Origin of the sequence: Desulfonatronum sp. SC1, assembly GCF_003046795.1 — a bacterium.
Lineage (GTDB): Bacteria > Desulfobacterota > Desulfovibrionia > Desulfovibrionales > Desulfonatronaceae > Desulfonatronum.
In genome coordinates this window covers 113,093-132,456 of record NZ_PZKN01000003.1, presented here as the reverse complement: position 1 = coordinate 132,456, position 19,364 = coordinate 113,093, and the positions used below count along the sequence as shown (strand labels likewise).

The 19,364-nt window shown below is 60.5% G+C and carries 20 protein-coding genes, 2 tRNA genes and 1 pseudogene; 19 read left to right on the top strand and 4 right to left on the bottom strand.

Annotation, left to right across the window (positions count from 1 at the left end):
* The first annotated feature begins 35 nt into the window (after window positions 1–35).
* From C6366_RS02865 to C6366_RS02820, 10 genes are all read left to right on the top strand, one after another.
* A complete protein-coding gene (locus C6366_RS02865) occupies window positions 36–1,172 on the top strand; it encodes a DUF362 domain-containing protein (RefSeq protein WP_107735834.1) in 1,137 nt (378 codons plus the stop codon).
* A 470-nt stretch (window positions 1,173–1,642) separates the two neighbouring features.
* Window positions 1,643–1,960 (top strand): FmdB family zinc ribbon protein, encoded by a 318-nt coding sequence (locus tag C6366_RS02860; RefSeq protein WP_107735833.1) that lies wholly within the window; start codon window positions 1,643–1,645, stop codon window positions 1,958–1,960.
* Between the two features lie 57 nt (window positions 1,961–2,017).
* Complete coding sequence (purB, locus tag C6366_RS02855; protein ID WP_107735832.1) at window positions 2,018–3,310, top strand: adenylosuccinate lyase; 1,293 nt, start codon at window positions 2,018–2,020, stop codon at window positions 3,308–3,310.
* 9 nt (window positions 3,311–3,319) lie between these two features.
* Window positions 3,320–3,880, top strand: a complete 561-nt coding sequence (gene pyrE, locus C6366_RS02850) for an orotate phosphoribosyltransferase (protein WP_107735831.1) — start codon at window positions 3,320–3,322, stop codon at window positions 3,878–3,880.
* The gene (locus C6366_RS02845) at window positions 3,864–4,466 is read left to right on the top strand and encodes a hypothetical protein (protein WP_107735830.1); all 603 of its coding nucleotides are present in this window, start codon (window positions 3,864–3,866) and stop codon (window positions 4,464–4,466) included. The genes pyrE and C6366_RS02845 overlap by 17 nt, the downstream gene beginning before the upstream one ends.
* 62 nt (window positions 4,467–4,528) lie before the next feature.
* Window positions 4,529–5,230, top strand: a complete 702-nt coding sequence (locus tag C6366_RS02840) for a hypothetical protein (RefSeq protein ID WP_107735829.1) — start codon at window positions 4,529–4,531, stop codon at window positions 5,228–5,230.
* Window positions 5,231–5,276: 46 nt separating this feature from the next.
* Window positions 5,277–5,352 (top strand) — tRNA-Lys (locus C6366_RS02835).
* Between the two features lie 5 nt (window positions 5,353–5,357).
* Window positions 5,358–5,433, top strand: a tRNA-Glu gene (locus C6366_RS02830).
* Window positions 5,434–5,638: 205 nt separating this feature from the next.
* Window positions 5,639–5,917 (top strand): hypothetical protein, encoded by a 279-nt coding sequence (locus tag C6366_RS02825; RefSeq protein ID WP_107735828.1) that lies wholly within the window; start codon window positions 5,639–5,641, stop codon window positions 5,915–5,917.
* On the top strand, window positions 5,910–7,460 hold the full coding sequence (locus C6366_RS02820; protein WP_107735827.1) for an AarF/ABC1/UbiB kinase family protein: 1,551 nt from the start codon (window positions 5,910–5,912) through the stop codon (window positions 7,458–7,460). The genes C6366_RS02825 and C6366_RS02820 overlap by 8 nt, the downstream gene beginning before the upstream one ends.
* Window positions 7,461–7,524: 64 nt before the next feature.
* Here the strand turns inward: C6366_RS02820 and C6366_RS02815 are convergent, their stop codons facing one another.
* Window positions 7,525–8,451 carry a DMT family transporter gene (locus C6366_RS02815; protein WP_107735826.1) on the bottom strand — a complete coding sequence of 309 codons (927 nt, stop codon included), beginning with the start codon at window positions 8,449–8,451 and terminating at the stop codon, window positions 7,525–7,527.
* Between the two features lie 154 nt (window positions 8,452–8,605).
* On the opposite strand from C6366_RS02815, the gene C6366_RS02810 reads away from it, so the two are divergent.
* Window positions 8,606–9,367, top strand: a complete 762-nt coding sequence (locus C6366_RS02810) for an HAD family phosphatase (protein WP_107735825.1) — start codon at window positions 8,606–8,608, stop codon at window positions 9,365–9,367.
* 53 nt (window positions 9,368–9,420) lie between these two features.
* Here C6366_RS02810 and C6366_RS19180 read toward each other — a convergent pair whose 3' ends face one another.
* Both C6366_RS19180 and C6366_RS02800 read right to left on the bottom strand, forming a co-directional pair.
* The gene (locus tag C6366_RS19180) at window positions 9,421–9,636 is read right to left on the bottom strand and encodes a hypothetical protein (RefSeq protein ID WP_146164748.1); all 216 of its coding nucleotides are present in this window, start codon (window positions 9,634–9,636) and stop codon (window positions 9,421–9,423) included.
* Between the two features lie 182 nt (window positions 9,637–9,818).
* The gene (locus C6366_RS02800; protein WP_233248367.1) at window positions 9,819–10,124 is read right to left on the bottom strand and encodes a hypothetical protein; all 306 of its coding nucleotides are present in this window, start codon (window positions 10,122–10,124) and stop codon (window positions 9,819–9,821) included.
* Window positions 10,125–10,534: 410 nt separating this feature from the next.
* On the opposite strand from C6366_RS02800, the gene C6366_RS02795 reads away from it, so the two are divergent.
* From C6366_RS02795 to C6366_RS02770, 6 genes are all read left to right on the top strand, one after another.
* Window positions 10,535–11,785 (top strand): NupC/NupG family nucleoside CNT transporter, encoded by a 1,251-nt coding sequence (locus C6366_RS02795; protein ID WP_107735823.1) that lies wholly within the window; start codon window positions 10,535–10,537, stop codon window positions 11,783–11,785.
* Between the two features lie 21 nt (window positions 11,786–11,806).
* On the top strand, window positions 11,807–12,490 hold the full coding sequence (locus C6366_RS02790) for a pentapeptide repeat-containing protein (RefSeq protein WP_158269613.1): 684 nt from the start codon (window positions 11,807–11,809) through the stop codon (window positions 12,488–12,490).
* Between the two features lie 63 nt (window positions 12,491–12,553).
* Window positions 12,554–14,275 carry a TolC family protein gene (locus tag C6366_RS02785; RefSeq protein WP_107735821.1) on the top strand — a complete coding sequence of 574 codons (1,722 nt, stop codon included), beginning with the start codon at window positions 12,554–12,556 and terminating at the stop codon, window positions 14,273–14,275.
* A gap of 17 nt (window positions 14,276–14,292) precedes the next feature.
* Window positions 14,293–16,038, top strand: coding sequence for a PAS domain-containing protein (locus C6366_RS02780; RefSeq protein WP_107735820.1), 1,746 nt, complete (start codon window positions 14,293–14,295; stop codon window positions 16,036–16,038).
* Window positions 16,039–16,040: 2 nt separating this feature from the next.
* The gene (locus C6366_RS02775) at window positions 16,041–16,736 is read left to right on the top strand and encodes an ABC transporter ATP-binding protein (RefSeq protein ID WP_107735819.1); all 696 of its coding nucleotides are present in this window, start codon (window positions 16,041–16,043) and stop codon (window positions 16,734–16,736) included.
* Window positions 16,733–17,923, top strand: coding sequence for an ABC transporter permease (locus C6366_RS02770; RefSeq protein WP_107735818.1), 1,191 nt, complete (start codon window positions 16,733–16,735; stop codon window positions 17,921–17,923). Before C6366_RS02775 ends, C6366_RS02770 begins: the two co-directional genes overlap by 4 nt.
* Window positions 17,924–17,978: 55 nt before the next feature.
* On the opposite strand, the pseudogene C6366_RS20615 reads toward C6366_RS02770, so the two are convergent.
* Window positions 17,979–18,212: pseudogene (locus C6366_RS20615) on the bottom strand (PEP-utilizing enzyme); the annotation flags it as partial.
* A gap of 102 nt (window positions 18,213–18,314) precedes the next feature.
* Between C6366_RS20615 and C6366_RS20540 the strand changes: the two are divergent.
* Both C6366_RS20540 and C6366_RS02755 read left to right on the top strand, forming a co-directional pair.
* On the top strand, window positions 18,315–18,407 hold the full coding sequence (locus tag C6366_RS20540; RefSeq protein ID WP_199221405.1) for a response regulator transcription factor: 93 nt from the start codon (window positions 18,315–18,317) through the stop codon (window positions 18,405–18,407).
* Between the two features lie 137 nt (window positions 18,408–18,544).
* Window positions 18,545–19,264, top strand: a complete 720-nt coding sequence (locus tag C6366_RS02755) for an HAD family hydrolase (protein ID WP_107735816.1) — start codon at window positions 18,545–18,547, stop codon at window positions 19,262–19,264.
* The last annotated feature ends 100 nt before the right edge of the window (window positions 19,265–19,364 follow it).

Here is a 19,364-nt window from a genome sequence, read left to right as displayed (position 1 = left end):
CTTCAACCTTTCACCTTCAACCATATTATCCCCCCATGCCCAGCGATGTTTTTTTCTGGAACCTGCGCGCGACCCGCAAAGCCGCGTACGATGTCCGCCTGCGCCGGCTGTTCAAGGCCGGCGGCGTCTCCGACGTGGTGCGATCCGGGGATCTGACCGCGGTGAAGATGCACTTCGGCGAATCCGGCGTGACCGGGTTCATCACCCCGACCTGGGTGCGGCCCATCGTCGCGTTCCTGCGCAAGCTCGGGGCCAGGCCGTTTTTGACCGACACCAACACCCTGTATGTCGGACAGCGCGGCGAAGCCGTTTCCCACGGCATGCTGGCCGCGGAGCACGGTTTTGATCCGTTGCTGCTCCAGGCTCCGGTAATCATTGCCGACGGGTTGAACAGTCGCAACGAAATCTCCGTGCCGTTTCCGGGTAAGCATGTGCGGGAGGCCCATCTGGCTGGAGACATCCTGGCCGCGGATTCCCTGCTGACTCTGTCCCACTTCAAGGGCCACGAACTGGCCGGTATCGGCGGCAGCCTGAAAAATCTGGCCATGGGTTGCGCCACCCGCCGGGGCAAAATGTATCAGCACGGCTGCCTGGCCCCCATGGTCCACACGGACAAATGCAAAGGCTGCGGAGTGTGCGTGGAGGTTTGCGCATCTGGTGCGCTGTGCCTTCGTCCCAAATGGCACGAAGGCAAGGTCGAGCTGAACCCGGAGCTGTGCGTCGGCTGTGGAGCCTGCCTGCATGTCTGCCGGGAAAAATGTTTGGCCGTGGACTGGAAGACCGACGTGACGACGTTCGTGGAACGGATGATGGAGTATGCAGCGGCGGTGCTCCGGGCTATGGAGAAGCCCCAACGTCCCTCTCCGGCCTGCGTCCACGTGAGCTTCGTGACCCAGGTCACGCCCCAGTGCGACTGCGCCGGATACAGCGACAAGCCCGTGTGCCCGGACATCGGAGTTCTGGTTTCCCGTGACCCGGTAGCCCTGGACCAGGCCTGCCTGGACATGGTCAACGCGGCACCCCCTCTGCACCCCAGCCACCTTCCGTCGGACATCCAACCCGGCGAGGACAAGTTCCGGGCCATGCACCCCCATGTTCCGGAGGACTATGGATTGGCGTACGCTGAAAGCTTGGGCATCGGAACGCGAAGCTATGTCGTACGGGAGATTTGACGTGGTGGGATTTCCCATCACGAGATCGTTATCGAAATTGAAATCGAAATCGTGGTCGAAATCGGAATCGGAAAATTCTGTACATCGCCTCGTGATTACGTCATCTTTTTTGATATGTCGTTCGATCACGATTTCGATTTCGATTCGGGTAGCGCGTGAGGATCGAGAATATGTTTGCCCTGATTCGGTCATTCCGGGAAATGGACAACGACGAATATTGAGCATATAATAATCTGTTGTTACTTCGAAACGATGTCGTCTCCCACCATTGACAGTGGGATGCCCCGAACTAAATTTCAACCCCCCGGGAGGAATCATGGGACGCCATAAAAAAATCGAACGGAAAAAAGAACTGGATCGTCGCCGTCAGCGACGTGAAAAGCGCCTCAAGCAGCGCATCCGTGAGGCCAAGGAGACAAAATAGCCTCCGGCCGTCAACATTTTCATTTCATCTAAGGAGAGCGGAAGTTATGCCCATTTATGAGTATCGCTGCCAGGAGTGTCAGCAAATCTTCGAGCAGTGGCAAAAGGATTACAGCGATCAGGACAAATCCTGCCCTGTCTGTGGCGGCCGATCCCAACGCCTGATTTCCAACACATCCTTCGTTCTGAAGGGCTCGGGCTGGTATGTCACGGATTACTGTAAGAACGCGGCGTCTTCCGGAGGCAACGGCAACAAGACGGAGAGCACGGAAACCAAGAAGGATGCCCCGGCCAAGGAAGCCGCGGCCAAACCTGCGGAGCCCGCGCCCTCGACGTCCGGCTCCACCACTTCCGCCGCCGACTAAATTTGAGTGAAAAGGCAGCCTGAAGAGGTTGCCTTTTTTTGCGACAAAGGACGGAACATGATCGAGCGCTACACCCGCCCGGAAATGGGGCGGCTCTGGACCCTGGAGGCACGCTTCCAGGCCTGGCTGGAGGTTGAACTGGCCGTTTGCGAAGGCTGGCATGAACTCGGCCACATTCCGGATGAGGACATGCGCAACATCCGGGAGCGCGCCGGTTTCGACCTGGAACGTATCCTGGAGATCGAGGAGCGTACCCGGCACGACGTGATCGCTTTCCTCACCGCGGTGGAGGAGAAGACCGGGCTTTCGGCCAGGTATATCCATCTGGGATGCACCTCGTCGGACATCGTGGACACGGCCAACGCCCTGCTTCTGGTGCGGGCCGGGCGGATTATCACCGCCGGTCTGGACCGGCTCCTGGAAGTCCTGCGCGAGGCCGCAAAACAGTACAAACTGCTCCCGGCCATGGGCCGCACCCACGGCATTCACGCCGAACCCATCACCCTGGGGTTGAAGTTCGCTGGATTTTACGCCGAATTCGACCGCCATCGCAGGCGGTGGAACGACGCCGTGGAAAACATCCGCTTCGGCAAGATTTCCGGGGCCGTGGGCACCTACGCCCATCTGGAGCCGCGCCTGGAAGCCCTGGCGTGCCAACGGCTGGGGCTGAACGTGGACCCCATTTCCACGCAGATCATCCAGCGCGACCGCCACGCCCAGTATTTCACCACCCTGGCCATTATTGCCGGCGGCATAGAGCGGTTATGCGTGGAACTGCGGCACTTGCAGCGCACCGAGGTCCGGGAACTGGAAGAAGGCTTTGGCAAGGGCCAGAAGGGCTCGTCGGCCATGCCGCACAAAAAGAACCCCATTTCCGCGGAAAACCTGACTGGTCTGGCCCGGCTGCTGAGGGGTAACGCCCAGGCAGCCCTGGAGAACATGGCCCTCTGGCACGAGCGGGACATCAGCCATTCCTCGGTGGAGCGGGTGATCATGCCGGATTCCACCATCCTCATGGACTACATGCTGCACCGGCTCACCGGGCTGCTCTCCGGAATCCAGGTGCATGAAGACAATGTCGCCCGGAATCTGGGGGCTTCCCAAGGCCTTTTCTTTTCCCAGCGCATCCTTTTGGCGTTGGTGGAAAAAGGGTTGCAGCGCCAGGAGGCTTACGAACTGGTTCAGGGCCTGGCCATGCGGGCTTGGAAGGAAAAAACGCCCTTCGAGGACCTGGTCCGGGCCAGCGAAGGAATCACGGCCCGGCTTTCCCGGGAAACATTGGACGACCTCTTTGACCTGAACTATTTTTTTCGGCATGTAGACATTATTTATGATCGTGTCTTTGATTAGGAGAAAACCGTGAATCACTGGCGCAAACAACTGGCCGCGCTGCTGATGGCCAAATCCTATCTGGAAAAGGACGTCGTCCTGACGTCCGGCAAGCGCAGCAACTATTACTTCGACTGCAAGCAAACGGCCTTGCACCCGGAAGGGGCCTTCCTGATCGGCAGCCTTTTCGTCCAGATGCTGCAAACGGAATCCATTCACGGGGTCGCCGGGATGACCCTGGGCGCGGATCCGCTGGTCACCGCCACTTCCCTGGTTGCCCGGGCCGAAGGGCTTTTTTGGCCGGCCATGATCGTGCGCAAGGAAGCCAAGGGGCACGGCACGGCCAGCTACCTGGAAGGCATGGCCAATTTTCAGCTCGGCGACCGGGTGTCCGTGTTGGAGGACGTTGCCACCACCGGGGGCAGTGCGCTCAAGGCCTGTCGGCGGCTGACCGACGCCGGGTTCATCGTGCATCGAGTCTGCTGCATTCTGGACCGCGAAGAGGGCGCCGCCGAAGCCCTTGCCGAGGCCGACATTCCTTTCACCGCCCTTTACACAAGGAGCCAGTTGCTGCATGAGGCCGACGCATAATTGGTTCATCCTGATTCTATTGCTTGGCGTTGCCATTTCGCTGCCCGGATGCCAGGGGCGTTCGGTGGGGGAGTTGCTCTGGCCCGACCTGCATGACGCCTATTTCCAGTTGACCAAATCCTGGAGCCGTTCCGGCGTGGTCCGGGACGGTCTGGAGACGGAAACCCGTGTCGTGGCCCTGCTCGAATCCGCGACGTGGCGGAAAGCCTATGTTGGGCGGTATTCGGAGGTTTTCGAACTGACGGCGGATGAGACCCGAAAAATGCTGGCCGACCAGCTGCAAGCGGCGGACGAATACACGGACTTCATCGTAGCCGTGGCCAGCACCTATTCGGACGACGCCCGCCTGACCCATCGCCTGACCCAGTGGCGGGTGCTATTGCGCCAATCTCCGGATCAAACCACCCAGCCCCTGGAAATCCGCCACCTGGACGTCCACCCGTCCCAGCTTCAGGCTTTCTATCCGTACCATCACCCCTGGCAACGGTACTACAAACTCCGATTCCCAAAAACGGACGCCCCCATCGAGCTGCTTTTCACCGGTCCAGCCGGTGGCTTCTCCATGATGTGGGTGGAAAGCGACTGATGATCGATCCTTTTGCACCGACGACGTAGAGGCAAGGACACCCAACACCGACGAGGTTTCGCGTGGGCAAGGACGACAAGCTCAATCTGATCATAATGCGCGACGACACCCGGGTTCGCCGGTATCGGCTGCGCGTGGCGTGGTTCAGGTTTTTTCTCTACCTGCAAATCGTCCTGATTCTCGCGGCCGTGGGCGGCTCTTACGCCGGGGTCGTCTACTGGGGGCAGCACCTTGAACTGGTGAACGCCAACAAGGATCTGCGAGCCCAGTTGTCCGACCAGTCCATCCAGCTGGAACGGCTTCAGAATATTCAGGAAATCCTTAAAACCAGTGATCCGGAGGAAATTCATTCCCTGTTCAACACGGTGACCAAGGAACGCCAAAGCCTGCCCCAGGTCATCAACCTCCAGGACCTCTTCGTGGCCATGGATCTGCAAATGGCCGGAGTGGCCAATTTGCAGCTCAAAACAGCCGGGGAGGATCTGCGCATCACTTTCGAGCTGAACAACCTCGCCGAGGGAACCTTGTCCGGGGAAATCAAGGTCTATTTCATCACCCAGGAAGCCTCCGTTTTTGAAGCTCAGGGAGAAGCAAGCGAATTAAGCTTTGAAATCCAACGGTTCCGACGCGTCAATTCTATATTGAAGGTTCCTTCCGGCCTGGACCTGGACACGATTTTTGCCATCCGGATAGCCATTCTCGGCAATGACGATGAAAATATCTTCATTCAGACATACCCTGTCACCAATATCCTGACGAGCTGAATTTCTTGACAGGGCACTCGAATGTGCATAGACATCACCGTTTTCGGGGTCGTTAACTCAGTCGGTAGAGTATCTGCCTTTTAAGCAGAGAGTCGAAGGTTCGAGTCCTTCACGACCCACCAAACACGTCCCCATCGTCTAGTGGCCTAGGACGTCGGCCTCTCACGCCGATAACGCGGGTTCAAACCCCGCTGGGGACGCCAATAAAAATCAAAGGGTTGCAAGCATGAATGTTTGCAACCCTTTTTCTTTTTCAGATATGTGTTCTCAACCGCTCTACTCTACACAAACAAAAAGGAGCGCGGAGAACCAGCGCGGAGATCAGGCGCCTGGCTTGACCTGCCCATGGGCCTTGACTACCCCTGAACTTTGAACCCTCGAACCCATCATTCCAAAGGAGACCAACGCATGAAACCCACGGACCTGCTGCATATCGGTTTGGGAGCAGCCTTCATGGCCAAGGAAAAGATCGAGGCCCAACTCAAGGACTTGGAACAGTTGGGAACCATCAGCAAGGACGAACTGAACCGCTTTGTGGAGGAGGCCCAGCAGCGGGCCAAGCTGGAAACGGACGCCCTGGATGCCAGGATCAAGGAAAAGGTAGCCGAGGCGGCCCGGGAGCTGGGGCTGGCCACCAAGGAGGATATTGCGGAGATCAAGGCCTTGTTGATGAAACGGAATGCGTAGCTATTACGCGCCGCGACGAATCTGGAGCGCGTTTCGGTTTCTGGCGACCATTTTCGCCACGGTCCTGAAGCGTCCCCACATTCTCTTCATTCCGCCCCTGGGGCCGGCGGCCTTGAAAAAGACCGTCCTGGATCTGGGCGTCAGCTTCATCAAGCTGGCCCAGGTCCTGGCCACGCGGGCGGATTTTTTTGCCGAAGAGTATCTGGTGGAGTTGCGCACCATCCACGACGAGGTCGCGCCCATGACTCAGGCCGATCTGGACGTGATGTACCGCCGGGCCTTCGGCGACTCCCCGCCTTTTGCCCGGTTCGAACCCGAGCCCATGGCCAGCGCCTCCATCGGTCAGGTCCACTGGGCCCAACTGTCGGACGGCACCGAAGTGGCGGTGAAGATCCGGCGGCTGGACATCGAGCGCAAGGTCCGGGTGGACATCCGGATTCTGGAATTCTTCCTGGGCCTGTTCCGGCCTTTTTTCAGCGTCTACACCCGCAATTCCCTGGAAGCCGTCCTGACCGAATTCTCGGCCATGATCCTCAAGGAAGTGGACATGAACATCGAGCGGGACAATCTGCGCAAGTTCCGGGAGATGTACACCCGTGACGACGTCCATTTTCCCAGTTATTACAACCAATACAGCAATGAGGACGTCCTGGTGATGAGCTTCGAGCACGGGGTGCGGGTGGACGACGCCGCGGCCCTGGAGCGGCTGCGCATCCCGTTTCAGCGGATCATGGACACCCTGGTGGACTTTTACACCGAGCAGATGCTGGTCAAGGGCCTGTTCCACGCGGACCCGCATCCGGGCAACCTGTTCGTGCGCGAGGACGGAACCCTGGTGCTGCTGGACTTCGGGATGGTCAAGCGCCTGTCCAATTCCTCCAAGATGGCCATGATCGAAATGGTGGAGGCGGCCTCGGCCCGGGACTTCGAGATGTTCATCGCGGCCTGCGAACGCCTGGGCGTGATCACGCCATCGGCCCCGCCGGAGGAAATGCTGGAGTTCGCGGAACGAATGTTCGACATTTTCGGGAACATCGACCTGGACGCGGCCAGCATGCAGACCCTGGCCCTGGACGTGCTCTTTTCCATGAAGGAGACGCCCTTCAAGATGCCCCAGGAGGTGGTCTACGTGCTCCGGGCCAGTACGCTGATCGAGGGGCTGGGCACCAATTACGTGGAGAACTTCAACGGGGTGAAGGACATTCTGCCCGTGCTCCGGGAGAAGCTGCCCAAGGCCCTGGGGTTCGACAAGGGGCTGGTCAGCCAGGTCCGCCGGGAGATCAGCACCCTGCCCATGACCTTCAAGCGGATCAAAACGATCATCACGGACCTCAGCGAACAGAAGCTGCAAGTCAAGATCTCCCGGCATACCGTGGACCAGATCAACGAGCGGTTGCGGGGACTCCTGCGTCCGCTGGTAAGCGGTTTCCTGTGCATCATCGCCGCGTTTTTCGTGTTGCAATTGGATGTGGATTACGGAAGGACTGTGGCGGTGACGCTGTTCGGGTTCGGAGTGTTGCGGATGCTGCTCGGAGTGCGCTGAGCAGTTCGGTGATTTTGAGCGAACTGCCGGGCAAGGTCCTTTTTCAGTACTCTGCGAGGCAGGATCAGCTTTTCGGCGTATGCCGTACGGTCAACTCCGCGGGGCGACTCGGGACTTGGTTGCCCTGGCTGAGAAAGACCCCGGCCAGAACCAGTAACGCCGCCGCGTACTGCATGGGCAAGAGCCGTTCACCAAGGATCAACCAGCCCAGAAACAGAGTGATCACCGGGATCAGGTTCACGAATATCGCGGCCTGGCCCGCCGGAAGGCGACTGATGCCGAAGTTGTAGAACCAATAGGCCACGATGGTCACGCCGATGCCCAGGTACAGGATGGAAAGCACGGCTCCCAGGTGGAAGGCGTCCGGCAGGGGCGTACCGGGCAAAAAAATGATCGGCAGAAAAAAGACGCAGCCCACGAAGGCCTGGACCGCGGTCAAGAAAAGCGGGCTGTAGCGGACGCAGAGCTTTTTCAGGGCGATCATGCTCCCCGTGGCGCAGCACATGGCTAGAAACTCCAGGAAATTGCCCAGCAAGGGATTGGGGGCGTGCTCCGTGCTCTCCGAGAGCAGTGTCAGCCAGATCACCCCAAGGATGGCCAGAAGGAAGCCAAACCATGTCCGGGGCCGCAGTCGTTCTTTGAGCACGACCCAGGCCGCCATGGCCACCATCAGCGGGAGCATGGCCACGACCATCCCGGCCTGGGAGGCGCTGGTGTAGGTCAGGGCCATGCCTTCGCAGACAAAATAGAGGCAGGGTTCGCACAGGGCCATGAACAGCAGGAGTTTCCAGTCTCCGCGCTGGTACCGCTCGGATTTGAAGCGCCTCACCAGAAGCAGCAGGCCGCCGCTGGCCAGAACCATCCGGGCAAAAACAACGAACATCGGCCCGTAAACCCCGATGGCCAGCTTCATGGCGATGAAAGATCCGGCCCAGAGCACCGTGGCCGCGAACAACGCCCCGGTGGCCAGCCGGTCCACGCCGCGCAACATGTTTTTTCCCTTACGCTTTCAGATTGATATGTCCAACGATTCGACAGTCGTGTTGATGGTCCGCTGAGTGCCGTGATGCCCTGTGCCAGTTCCGTAATTGGCTGTCAAACCGGCGCGGATGTTTTTTTTTACCCTTTGTCCCCAGGAGGTTTCCATGACCAACCCCACCAATCTCCCGACTTTGACCAGAGACCGATTTGACGCCGTGATTTTCGACATGGACGGCGTGGTCACGGACACCGCCGGCCTGCACGGCAAGGCCTGGAAGGAGATGTTCGACCGGTTTCTGGAAGAACACGCCCGGAAGAGCGGGATCCCCCAGGAACCGTTTGATCTTGGCCGGGACTACCTGGATTACGTGGACGGCAAGCCCCGCTTTGACGGAGTGCGCGGCTTTTTGGCTTCCAGAAACATATCTCTGCCCGAAGGCTCTCTGGAGGACGAACCAGGCACGGGTAGCGTTCACGCCTTGGGTAACTGGAAAAACAGGCTGTTCGGCAAACTGCTGGAAGAGGAAGGGGCCGTTGCGTATCCCGGCACGGTGGAGTTGATTCACAAGCTACACGAGGGCGGACTCAAGACCGCGATCATCTCCTCCAGTAAGAACGCGGAGACGATTCTCCGTTCCGCGGAAGCGCTCGAACTGTTCGAAGCAAAGGTGGACGGCGTGGATTCCTTGGAGCTGGGCATCGACGGTAAGCCCGCGCCGGACATTTTTCTGAGCGCGGCTCGGGAACTGGGCGTCGATCCGAGCCGGGCCGTGGTGGTGGAAGACGCCGTTTCCGGGGTCCAGGCCGGAAGAGCCGGCAATTTCGGCCTAGTGATCGGGGTGGACCGGGGCGGCAATCGGGAAGCCCTGCTGGCCAACGGCGCGGACGTGGTGGTCGCGGATTTGGACGAAGTGTCCGTAGAGTGAGCCGTCTCGTCTGTTCAGCTTTCGTGACTGGACGAAAAGCCCTGCTCACGGCCTTACTCCGTCTCCCGACCGGCAAGGGCGCGGTTGCGGCGATGGAGCAGGGCCATGGCCAGCATCAGTCCGACCACGGTCACCACGTCATGCCGAAGCAGGAACAGGACGGTCCAGATTGCCAAGCCGAGAAACAACGCGGCATGCGTTGTTAGTGAGGGAATGCTGTGGAGATCGGGCCGTAGTCGGGCGACCGTTTGGCCAATGGCGAAAACCATGACCCCCAGGAGTCCGGCAAGGGCTAACGTCGGTTCAAGGGCGGCGTACACGGGCCTTGGGTACGGAAAAAAGGGAATGAGAGAGGGCGGAATTGCCAGGAGAAGGAAAACATGAAGCCATGCGAACGGCATGGTGCGGGAGGGGCCGTCCGCATGGCATCAGGAGGGGGTTGGGAGGCGACTTAGGTGATAATGTTGGTAATTGCGCCCTTGCCGGTGGCATATGCGCCAAGGACATTCTTGGCGAAGTCGTACGTTTGGCTCATGTCGCCAAATCCGCCCTTGGAGCTTGTTGGGTTAGTGTTCATGTATTCAAAGGTCTTGTTCACCACGGCGGCTCCGAAGGTCTGTTTATCGACCGGAGCAAAAGAAGAGCCGGAGGCGTTGTTCAGGGTGTCCATGGTTTTTTCCACCACCGCCGCGCCGAAATTCGATCTGCTTTGCATGCCTGGGGATTGCCATGCCGTTTCAATACCAGTGATGCTCATGTCGGTCCCTCCTTGCTCATTTTTTTTAGAGTGCCCAAACAATAACCGGATGAGAAGCAGATGGCAATGCTTTTCTAAATAATCGAGTGGCGCGATTAAACTCTTTAATAGTGTGGGTCGTCGGGAACCGTCGAAATCACGTATTGAAGCCACTCACGTTTTGGTGATAAGGGCTTGATGAGGAGCTTCTCTCCCCCTAGTTAGTTTCCATCCGGAAACTATTTTGTTTTCCGGATGCTGAAACTGCCGACTTTCAATTCGGAAACGAGCATTTTTTCTTTTTGCAAGGAAGTCAAACGAATATGAGGAGGCGTATATCAATACGTTGACGAAATAATTGTGAAGACTGACGCAGCCAAAAGGGAAATGGGCCGTTTCCGGATGAAAATTTGATAAACCAGGAGCCAACGATGTCCCTGCTCTCCGTGCAAAGCGCATTCGGCCTTTGGGCTTTCGTCCTGCTTGCCTGGGCCTTGTCGGAAAACCGGAGGGCCGTTCGGCCTCGTTTGATCCTTGCCGGGATCGGCCTGCAACTGGGTCTGGCCCTGGTTCTCCTTAAATTACCCATTTTTACCGATTTCTTCCTGCTCCTGAACAAGGCCGCCGAAGCTCTGGAAAGCGGCACCCGGGCCGGAACCACCTTTGTCTTCGGCTATCTCGGTGGCGGCCTCTTGCCTTTTGAGGAACCTTACAGCGGGGCGGCGTACATCTTCGCCTTCCGGGCTCTGCCCGTAATCATCGTCACCGGGGCTCTGACCGCCCTACTCTACCACTGGAAGATCATCCCGGTTCTGGTCCAGGGTTTTTCCGCCGTGCTACGGCGAATCCTGGGCATTGGCGGGGCACTAGGAGTGGGGGCGGCGGCCAACGTCTTCGCGGGCATGGTGGAATCTCCGTTGTTCATCCGGCCCTATGTCGCCTCCCTGACACGCAGCGAACTCTTCGCCCTGATGACCTGCGGCATGGCCACCGTCGCCGGGACCGTGCTGGTGCTCTATGCCGGAATCATCGGAGGCGCTGTGCCGGGCGCGTTGGGGCACATCATGACGGCGTCCCTGATCAGCGCCCCGGCCGCGATCCTGGTGGCCGGAATTCTGATTCCGGAAACCGAATCGCCGACCATGGGGGAAGTCGTTCCCCCGGTGGAAACCGTTTCTTCCATGGACGCCGTGGTCAAGGGCACGGGGTTCGGCCTGCACATATACCTGAACGTCGTGGCCCTGCTGGTGGTTCTGGTGGCCCTGGTCAGCATGGTCAACGCCGCGTTGGGGCTGCTGCCCGATTTGGGAGGAGAGCCAATAACCCTTCAAGGGCTTCTGGGGTACGTGATGATGCCTCTGGTCTGGCTGGCCGGAATCCCTTGGAGCGAGGCCCACGCCGCCGGCGGCCTGATGGGCGTGAAGGTGGTTCTCAACGAACTGCTGGCCTACCTGGAGATGGCCGCGCTGCCCGAAGGAACGCTCTCCCCACGAAGCACCCTGATCATGACCTACGCCCTGTGCGGCTTCGCGAACATCGGCAGCCTGGGCATCCTGATCGGCGGGCTGATCAGCATCGCTCCGGAACGCAGCCGCGAAATCACTGCCCTTGGGCCGCGTTCGATCCTCACCGGAGTGCTGGCCACCCTGATGACCGGAGCAGTGGTCGGGATTCTGAATTGATCCATGAGAAGGAGAAATGTCATGGGAAGAGCACGGGCAATTTTGCTGGCCGCCAGCCTGGGGCTGTTGCTGGGTCTGTATTCGGTCGGGCTTGGATGGGCTTTTGATGTACGACATCTCGAGAGGCTGATGGAGACCGGACAATGCGAGCAGTGCAACCTGGACCATGCCGAGCTGGAGGGTTACGAGCTGCCCGACGTTGTCCTGCTTTCCGCCTCGCTGCTTCAGATTAACCTGATCCGGGCGGATTTGCGCGGGGCCAACATTGACGGGGCCGATATGCGCGGGGCCAGGTTGATGGAGGCCAACCTGGAAGGCGCGAAACTGAACCAGGCCGATCTGCGCGGGGCGAGTCTGAATGATGCGATTTTGAACGACGCCGGCTTGCGGCTAGCCGACTTGCGCACGGCAAGCCTGAACAGAGCCATGCTGGTCGGGGCCAACCTGCGCGAGGCCAATCTGGGCGAAGCCTGGCTGATCTCGGCCGTTCTCGAGAATGCTGATCTACGTCGGGCCAGGCTGGGCTTGGCCATATTGCGCCGAGCCAACTTTTACGGCGCTGACCTGGAAGACGCCGACCTTCGCCGCGCGGATCTCCGTGACGCGGACCTAGGCAATGTCAATCTACGCGGCGCGAACCTGTCCCAGGCCATCTGGACGGATGGCAGGGTGTGTGCTCTGGACTCCATCGGCGCGTGCAGGTAAGCAGACCGCTTCACCCCATATCAACGGCTCCGCTAAGGAAGTTGGACTGAAACAGGTTCGTGCATGCCAGATTTTTCTCGTCGAGCGAATTGGGCGCTTCTGCCACTCTTGCTGTTCCTTGCACTCTGGCCCTCGTCGGCCAAGGCCCGGGATTTGACACGGGATGCGGAACGGAATCCGGGTTTGCACTTGTTGCGGTCCCAGCTTCAGGCCGCAACTGGTTCGCAAGGCGAGATTCAAGACGAGACGGGCAATCTCTCCGGGGCCACGCAATACGTCCTGCCGTCGCCTGCTCAGCTCGGCTTGCCCGAAGTTCTGGAACTGAATCTGACCGAGGCCATCCATCTGGCCCTGCGCCAGAACCGGGAGATTGAGAGCGCCTACCTGGGCCGGGTGCTTCAAAAATTTTCCTTAGGAAAAGACATGTCCAAGTTCTGGCCAAATCTGGAAATATCACCCAGGACCGATGCCTCGGTCGCCGGCTCCTCCACCAAATTCGTCGCGGACGGCCCGGAAGCGGAACGGTCGCGGACCGAGACCGTGAACGCCGGGATCATCACCAGCGTGACCCAGAAGGTACCCACCGGGGCGGAACTGTCTTTTGCCTGGGACAACACCATCACCGGAATCCGAACTCACAGCGATGGGCGCAGCAGTCGGGAGAGCGGCTTGACCGGCTGGGCCGTGGGGTTTCGACAGCCCCTGCTCAAGGGCGGCGGAACCCGGTACAACACCGCATCCCTGGTCCGGGCCGCGATGCAGGAAGAAGACAACGTCCGCGCCCTGCGGGACACGCTCATCGGCACCATCAACGGGGTGATCTCGGATTACCGGGCCATGATGCGAGCCAAGCAGCGCTTGGAACTTGCCGAGGATTCTCTGGGCAAGGCCCGCAAGCATCTGGAGGATACCAGAGTCCTCATTGCCGCTGGTCGGCGAGCGGCCAGCGAGAGCTTGCAGGCCGAGGCAGACCTGGCCCAGAAGGAACTGGACCTGGAAAACGCGCGGCAGGAGCTGGACAATGCCCAGTTGAATCTGGTCCGCCGCCTGGAACTGGACAGCGGCTCGGCCATCGCCCTGACCGAGCCCATCGAGCTGCGAACCATAACCCCGGTTTACGAGGAATGTCTTGAGCTGGCCCTGGAACGCAACCAGAGCTACCTGGCCGCCAAAAACGCCCTGGAACTGGCTCGGATGAACCTGGACGACGTCCTGAATCAGCGGCGCTGGGATCTGGATCTGGAAGGGGCCTACTCCGACGGCTGGCGCCATCGACACCCGGATCCGAGCTCCCGCGAGGATGAATGGCGGGTCGGCGTGTCCCTGAAAATCCCCTTGCCCATATTCGGCGATCCCAAGTACGACCGGGAGCAGCCCTTGCTTTCGGCGCGCATCGCCCTGCGCCGGGCGGAAATGGCCCTGATCACGGCCCGTGAGAACCTGGAAAAATCCGTGCGCCAGCGGGTGCTGGCCGTGATATCCAGCCTGAAGCAGGTCGAGTTGGCCAGGCGCACCTATGATCTGTCCGAACAGACCTATCACTTCAGCGAACTGAAATACCAATTGGGCCAGATGTCCAACACCAACTTCATCACCGAGCAGGACCGGCTGCGCAACGCCCGCAACAGCTTCAACGACTCCATCATCAACTACCAGAATTCCCTGACCGAACTGGACGCCCTCCTGGCCACGACCCTGGACACCTGGGACATCGCCTTTGTCCCGGAGCGCGCCGATCTTGAAGAACAGTACCTCGGACGCAACGTCTGGTTGCTGGACCGCTAAACTGAAAAGGATCCGTCATGAACCCCGCGGACCATTTGCATCAAAATATTCTGGAAAACATGCGCGACGGGGTGATGGCCCTGGATTTACAAGGCCGGATAACCCTGTTCAACCCGGCTGCCGCGGATATCCTGAACCTGGATCGAAGCCGGGTGCGCGGAAGGACCTTTGCCGAGGTCTTTCTGAGCATGGACGAGGCCAACGACGAGTTCAACCAGGTGGTGCTGGACGCGGTTTTCGAAAAGGCCGTGGGCCGCCAGGAAACCGTGGACTTCATCCGCCCCGGAGGAGCACGGGCGACTCTCTCCTTGACCTCCTCCTATCTGCGCGGCGAAGAGGACGACCAAGCCCGCGGCGTAATTCTGGTTTTTTCGGACATCACGGCCCTGAAGACCCTGCAGGAGCAGGAGCGGGAAAACAGTCGCAAGCTCGCCAGGGCCTACACCGACCTGGAAGAGTCCAACGCCCGCCTGACCCAGACACTGAAGCGGGCCCAAGTAGTGCGCATTCTGGCTACTCTGGGCGTGATCCTTTTTTTCGTCAGCCTGGGAGTCGTTTACTTTCAGGGTTTCACCCCGCTCAAGTCCCTATCCGGACTGACCGCCCCGGCGCCGGTCTCCGATGCTCCGCCCCCCCAGATCCATACGGTGCGCACCCAACCTCTGACGGCCACGATTTCCCTGTCCGGTCGGCTCCAGCCCGTGGAGGAGATCGTGGTCTCCGCGCCCTTTGACGCCCGGATTCTGGAAAACCATTTTATTTTCGGCCAACGGGTGCGCCAGGGCGACCTGTTGCTGGTGCTGGACGTATCCGAGTTGGAGGTCAAGCTGCGCGAGGCCCGGGGGGGCCGGATCAAGGCCGCGCAAAAGTTTGCCGAGCTGCGGGACTGGGACAACGGCCAGGAAATGGCCCGGGCCCGGCGCAGCGTGGAGCGGGCCGAGAACAAGCTGGAGACCGACCGCCGCAAGCTGGAGGAAAGTGAGCTGCTCTATTCCCGCGGGCTTATCCCGGCCAATGAGTTGGACACCGCCAAACAGCAGGTCCAGTCCTCGACCACGGATCTGATCGCCAGCCGGGAAGACCTGGCCTCCACCCGGGACAAGGGCAACCCGGACAACGTGATGATCGCCCGCATGGAATTGGACAACGCCGAGCTGCGGCTTACGGAGCTGGAAAATCAGATGGCCCAGGCCCGGGTACTGGCTCCGGCGTCCGGCGTGGTGGTCCGGCCCACGGTGGAGGAGGACAAGAAAACCTCCCTGGACCGGGGCGCGCGGGTCACGACCGGAACCGCCCTGCTGGCCCTGGGCGACCTGAGCGGGCTGCGGGTGCTGACCAAGGTGGACGAGGTGGACATCGGCAAGCTCGCCGTAGGCCAGAAGGTCACGGCCAGGGGCGACGCCTTTCCCGGCCTGACCCTGTCCGGCCTGGTGGCCCATATCTCAGCCCAGGCCACCGGGGGCAGCGGACACCAAGCCCCGACCTTCGACGTCCAGATCACCATCCCGGAACTGAATCCGGAGGCTGAAGAGGTGATCCGCGTGGGCATGAGCGCGGACCTGGAGGTCCTGGTCCACGACAACCCCGCCGCTCTGCTCCTCCCTCTGCGCCTCGTCCGCACCCAGCGCGGTCAGACCCTGGTCCGGGTGCTCCTGGACAACGACCAGATCGAGGAACGCGAAGTCCAAACCGGAATGACCACGTTGAGCGCGGTGGAAATTCTCTCCGGGCTGCAAGTGGAAGATCGATTGGTGGATTGGTAACCATGTCCCTGTTCAAGCTGGAAAACATTCGCAAGTCCTTTACCCTGGGGCCGGTGCAAGTTGAGGTGCTCAAGGGGGTGGATCTGGAGGTGGGGGCCGGGGAACTGGTGTCCATCATGGGCACGTCCGGTTGCGGCAAGTCCACCCTGATGAACGTGATCGGCTTTCTGGATCAGCCGACTTCGGGCCGCTATCTGATGGAGGGCCGGGAAACCTCTTCCCTGTCAGACCGAGAGCTGTCGACCATCCGCAACCAGAAGATCGGCTTCGTCTTTCAGCAGTTCAATCTGCTGGGCCGACTCACGGCCTTGGAAAATGTCTGCCTGCCCTTGATCTACCGGGGCATGGCTGAGCGGGAACAGCGACGGATTGCCCGGGAAATGCTGGAGCGAGTGGGCATGGCCGAGCGGGCCGGTCACAAGCCCACTGAGCTGTCCGGGGGGCAGCAGCAACGGGTAGCCATTGCCCGTGCCCTGGCCGGTTCGCCGTCCATCATCCTGGCCGACGAACCCACCGGGGCCCTGGACACCCAGGTGGGCCAGGACATCATGAACCTGTTTCTGGAACTCAACGCCACCCAGAGAATTACCACCATCCTGATCACCCACGACCCGCTCATCGCGGCCCAGTGCCGACGGGTGGTCCGGATGAAGGACGGGGTGATCGCGGACGGGGCTCAGGCGAGGACCACGCCATGATGCTCAAGGCCAACCTCCGGGAAGCCTCCCGATCCCTGATCGCCGCCAAGCAGCGCTCCATCCTGGCCCTGCTGGGCATCGTCATCGGCATCGGCTCGGTGATCGCCCTGGTCTCCACCGGAGCCCTGGCCCAGCGCGAAACCCTGCGCCAGTTCATGGAAATGGGCACGGACATCATCTCCATCCAGATTGAGCAGGGCCGGGGAGATCGGAGCAGCGCCCCGACCGGATTCAGCCTGGAGGAAGCCCTGGCCTTGCCGGAGCGGTTGGACACGATCCGCTCCGTGGCCCCGTACGTCTCGGCCTTTGGCGAGCTGCGTCGCGAGGGCCAGCGGGTTTCCATCCCGCTTCTGGGCGTGACCGAATCCTTTTTCGACATGAACAAGCTGGAGAAGGATCAAGGCCGGTTCATCTCGGACCTGGACGTGCTCATGTCCCATGCCGTGCTCGGCGGCAATCTGGCCAACCGGTTGCAGGGGCAGGGCATGATCCTGGGTATCGGGGAGCACGTCTATTTCGACAACCGCAAACTGACCGTGGCCGGAATTCTGCGTCCCGCGGCCATGGGCGCCATGCGACCCTACGAGGCCAGCGAAGGGTTGATGCTGCCCATCACAACGGTCCTGCGCGTCTCGCCGCAAAACACCATCCGTACGATCATGGCCAGGCTGGAGCCGGGGGTTACCGCCAGCCAAGCCACGGCCGAAGCCCGTGCCCACTTTGCCGAACAGCCCCGGCCCAAACAGATTCGGGTGACCAGCCCGGAACAGATCATCGAGCACATGGAGCGCCAGTCCCGGATGTTCACCCTGCTTTTGGGGGCCATTGGCAGCATCTCCCTGGTCGTGGGCGGAGTGGGCGTGATGAACGTCATGCTCGTCTCGGTCAGCGAACGCCGCCGGGAGATCGGCATCCGCCGGGCCCTTGGCGCGCAGAAGCGGGACATCCAGTGGCAATTCCTGATCGAGTCCGTGCTGCTCTCCCTGGTGGGCGGAATCCTGGGCATCATTATCGGCGTGGGTGCGTCGTACGGCATCGCCCATTACTCCGAATGGCGGTTCGAGCTGGTCCACGGAGCCCTGCTTCTGGGTGTCGGCGTCTCCGCGGCCGTAGGCATCTTCTTCGGCTACTACCCGGCCCGCCAGGCCGCGGCCCTGAATCCCATCCAGGCCCTGCGGGCGGAGTAGGCTTTTCATCGATAGATTTGTCATTCCGGTGAAACACCACCATCCCCCTGTAGCCGTCCACCAGGAGCATGTCCCCGGTCTTGAACCTGCGCGTCGCCTCGGTAACTCCCGTGACGCAGGGCAGGCCGTATTCCCTGGCGATGATCGCGCCGTGGACCAGCATCCCGCCGCGGCTTTCCACAATGGCCGCGGCTAGGGGCACCACGAAGGACATACCCGGATCCATGGCCTCGCGGATCAGCACTTCTCCACGTTGGAACGTAAACAGGTCTCCTGGTTCACGTATCACCCGACCAGCCCCCCGTGAAGCAGTCCACGAAAACTGCTCCGCCTTAACCCCAAGGTCAAAGTTCTGATTGCCAACGTTTTTTCCTCCAAGGGCCAAGCCCACGTGGTCTTGCGGGCTGGAGCCGCCGACTTTATCCCCAAACCGCACACCATGAAGAAGCTGCTGGCCAAGGTCCGGGAGATGCTGGACCGATAATGGTGTATTGAAAAAAGTCTGGTAAGGGCGAGCAAGTAACTGGACTCCGGGAACGAACGCCCGCCATGAGCGCGTTTGCCTGAGCCTGACAATGTGCAAGTTGTTCTGAACCATCGTCCAAATCCGGAAGGCATTCCTTGCCAAATTCAAACATCCTCTCCAACATTCGCGGGCTGCTTTTCGACAAGGACGGCACCCTGTTCGACTTCCATGCCTCATGGCGGCCGGTCATGCAGGCCGCCGCGGCCATGGCGGCTGGCGGTGATCCGGCTTTGGCGTCGCGACTGCTCGCCGTCGGCGGCTACGATACGGACAGCGGAACCTTTCAGGCCGACTCGATCATCGCCGCCGGACATTCCGGGGAACTGGCCGGGCTCTGGCACGGCTTGGGGGCGGTCATGGGCCGGGATCTGCTCCGGCAGCATCTGGACCTGCTGTTCGCCCGGGAAGGGCCGCGCAATGCGGTGCCGGTTACGGATCTGCCCGCGTTGTTCTCCAGGTTGACCCGGTGCGGCATGTTCCTGGGGCTGGCCACCAACGACGGTCAGGACGCGGCCTGGGCCGCGGTTCGCCGCTTCGGTCTGGAGGGAATGCTGCATTTCGTGGCTGGATACGACAGCGGTCATGGAGCCAAGCCGGGCCCGGGCATGGCCCTGGCCTTTTGTCGCGCCGTCAGCCTGCCGCCCGCACAGGTCGCCATGATCGGCGACAGCGATCACGACATGACATCGGCCCGGTCCGCCAACCTGGGAGCCCGCATCGGGGTTCTGAGCGGCGCAAGCGCAAAGGCCCGGCTCGCCTGCTCGGCCGACATCGTCCTGCCGGACATAACCGGATTATTGGAGCTTCTGGATTAGCAATCCGCGGAAAATCCTTTATCGGCAGTCCGTTCAAAACCTCAAGTGCAAGGTCGAAGCGTATTTCTTGATTCGTGAGAGTTTGGACTTTTGCGGTGAT

Excerpts from the sequence above, each read along its gene's own strand:
- C6366_RS02790 (WP_158269613.1), top strand. The coding sequence starts at position 11,807 with ATGGGAAGAGCACGGGCAATTTTGCTGGCCGCCAGCCTGGGGCTGTTG.
- C6366_RS02795 (WP_107735823.1), top strand. The coding sequence starts at position 10,535 with ATGTCCCTGCTCTCCGTGCAAAGCGCATTCGGCCTTTGGGCTTTCGTC.
- C6366_RS02865 (WP_107735834.1), top strand. The coding sequence starts at position 36 with ATGCCCAGCGATGTTTTTTTCTGGAACCTGCGCGCGACCCGCAAAGCC.
- C6366_RS02810 (WP_107735825.1), top strand. The coding sequence starts at position 8,606 with ATGACCAACCCCACCAATCTCCCGACTTTGACCAGAGACCGATTTGAC.
- C6366_RS02825 (WP_107735828.1), top strand. The coding sequence starts at position 5,639 with ATGAAACCCACGGACCTGCTGCATATCGGTTTGGGAGCAGCCTTCATG.
- C6366_RS02800 (WP_233248367.1), bottom strand. The coding sequence starts at position 10,124 with ATGAGCATCACTGGTATTGAAACGGCATGGCAATCCCCAGGCATGCAA.
- C6366_RS02815 (WP_107735826.1), bottom strand. The coding sequence starts at position 8,451 with ATGTTGCGCGGCGTGGACCGGCTGGCCACCGGGGCGTTGTTCGCGGCC.
- C6366_RS02770 (WP_107735818.1), top strand. The coding sequence starts at position 16,733 with ATGATGCTCAAGGCCAACCTCCGGGAAGCCTCCCGATCCCTGATCGCC.
- C6366_RS02780 (WP_107735820.1), top strand. The coding sequence starts at position 14,293 with ATGAACCCCGCGGACCATTTGCATCAAAATATTCTGGAAAACATGCGC.
- C6366_RS02820 (WP_107735827.1), top strand. The coding sequence starts at position 5,910 with ATGCGTAGCTATTACGCGCCGCGACGAATCTGGAGCGCGTTTCGGTTT.
- C6366_RS02785 (WP_107735821.1), top strand. The coding sequence starts at position 12,554 with ATGCCAGATTTTTCTCGTCGAGCGAATTGGGCGCTTCTGCCACTCTTG.
- C6366_RS02845 (WP_107735830.1), top strand. The coding sequence starts at position 3,864 with ATGAGGCCGACGCATAATTGGTTCATCCTGATTCTATTGCTTGGCGTT.
- C6366_RS02860 (WP_107735833.1), top strand. The coding sequence starts at position 1,643 with ATGCCCATTTATGAGTATCGCTGCCAGGAGTGTCAGCAAATCTTCGAG.
- purB (WP_107735832.1), top strand. The coding sequence starts at position 2,018 with ATGATCGAGCGCTACACCCGCCCGGAAATGGGGCGGCTCTGGACCCTG.
- C6366_RS02775 (WP_107735819.1), top strand. The coding sequence starts at position 16,041 with ATGTCCCTGTTCAAGCTGGAAAACATTCGCAAGTCCTTTACCCTGGGG.
- C6366_RS19180 (WP_146164748.1), bottom strand. The coding sequence starts at position 9,636 with ATGGTTTTCGCCATTGGCCAAACGGTCGCCCGACTACGGCCCGATCTC.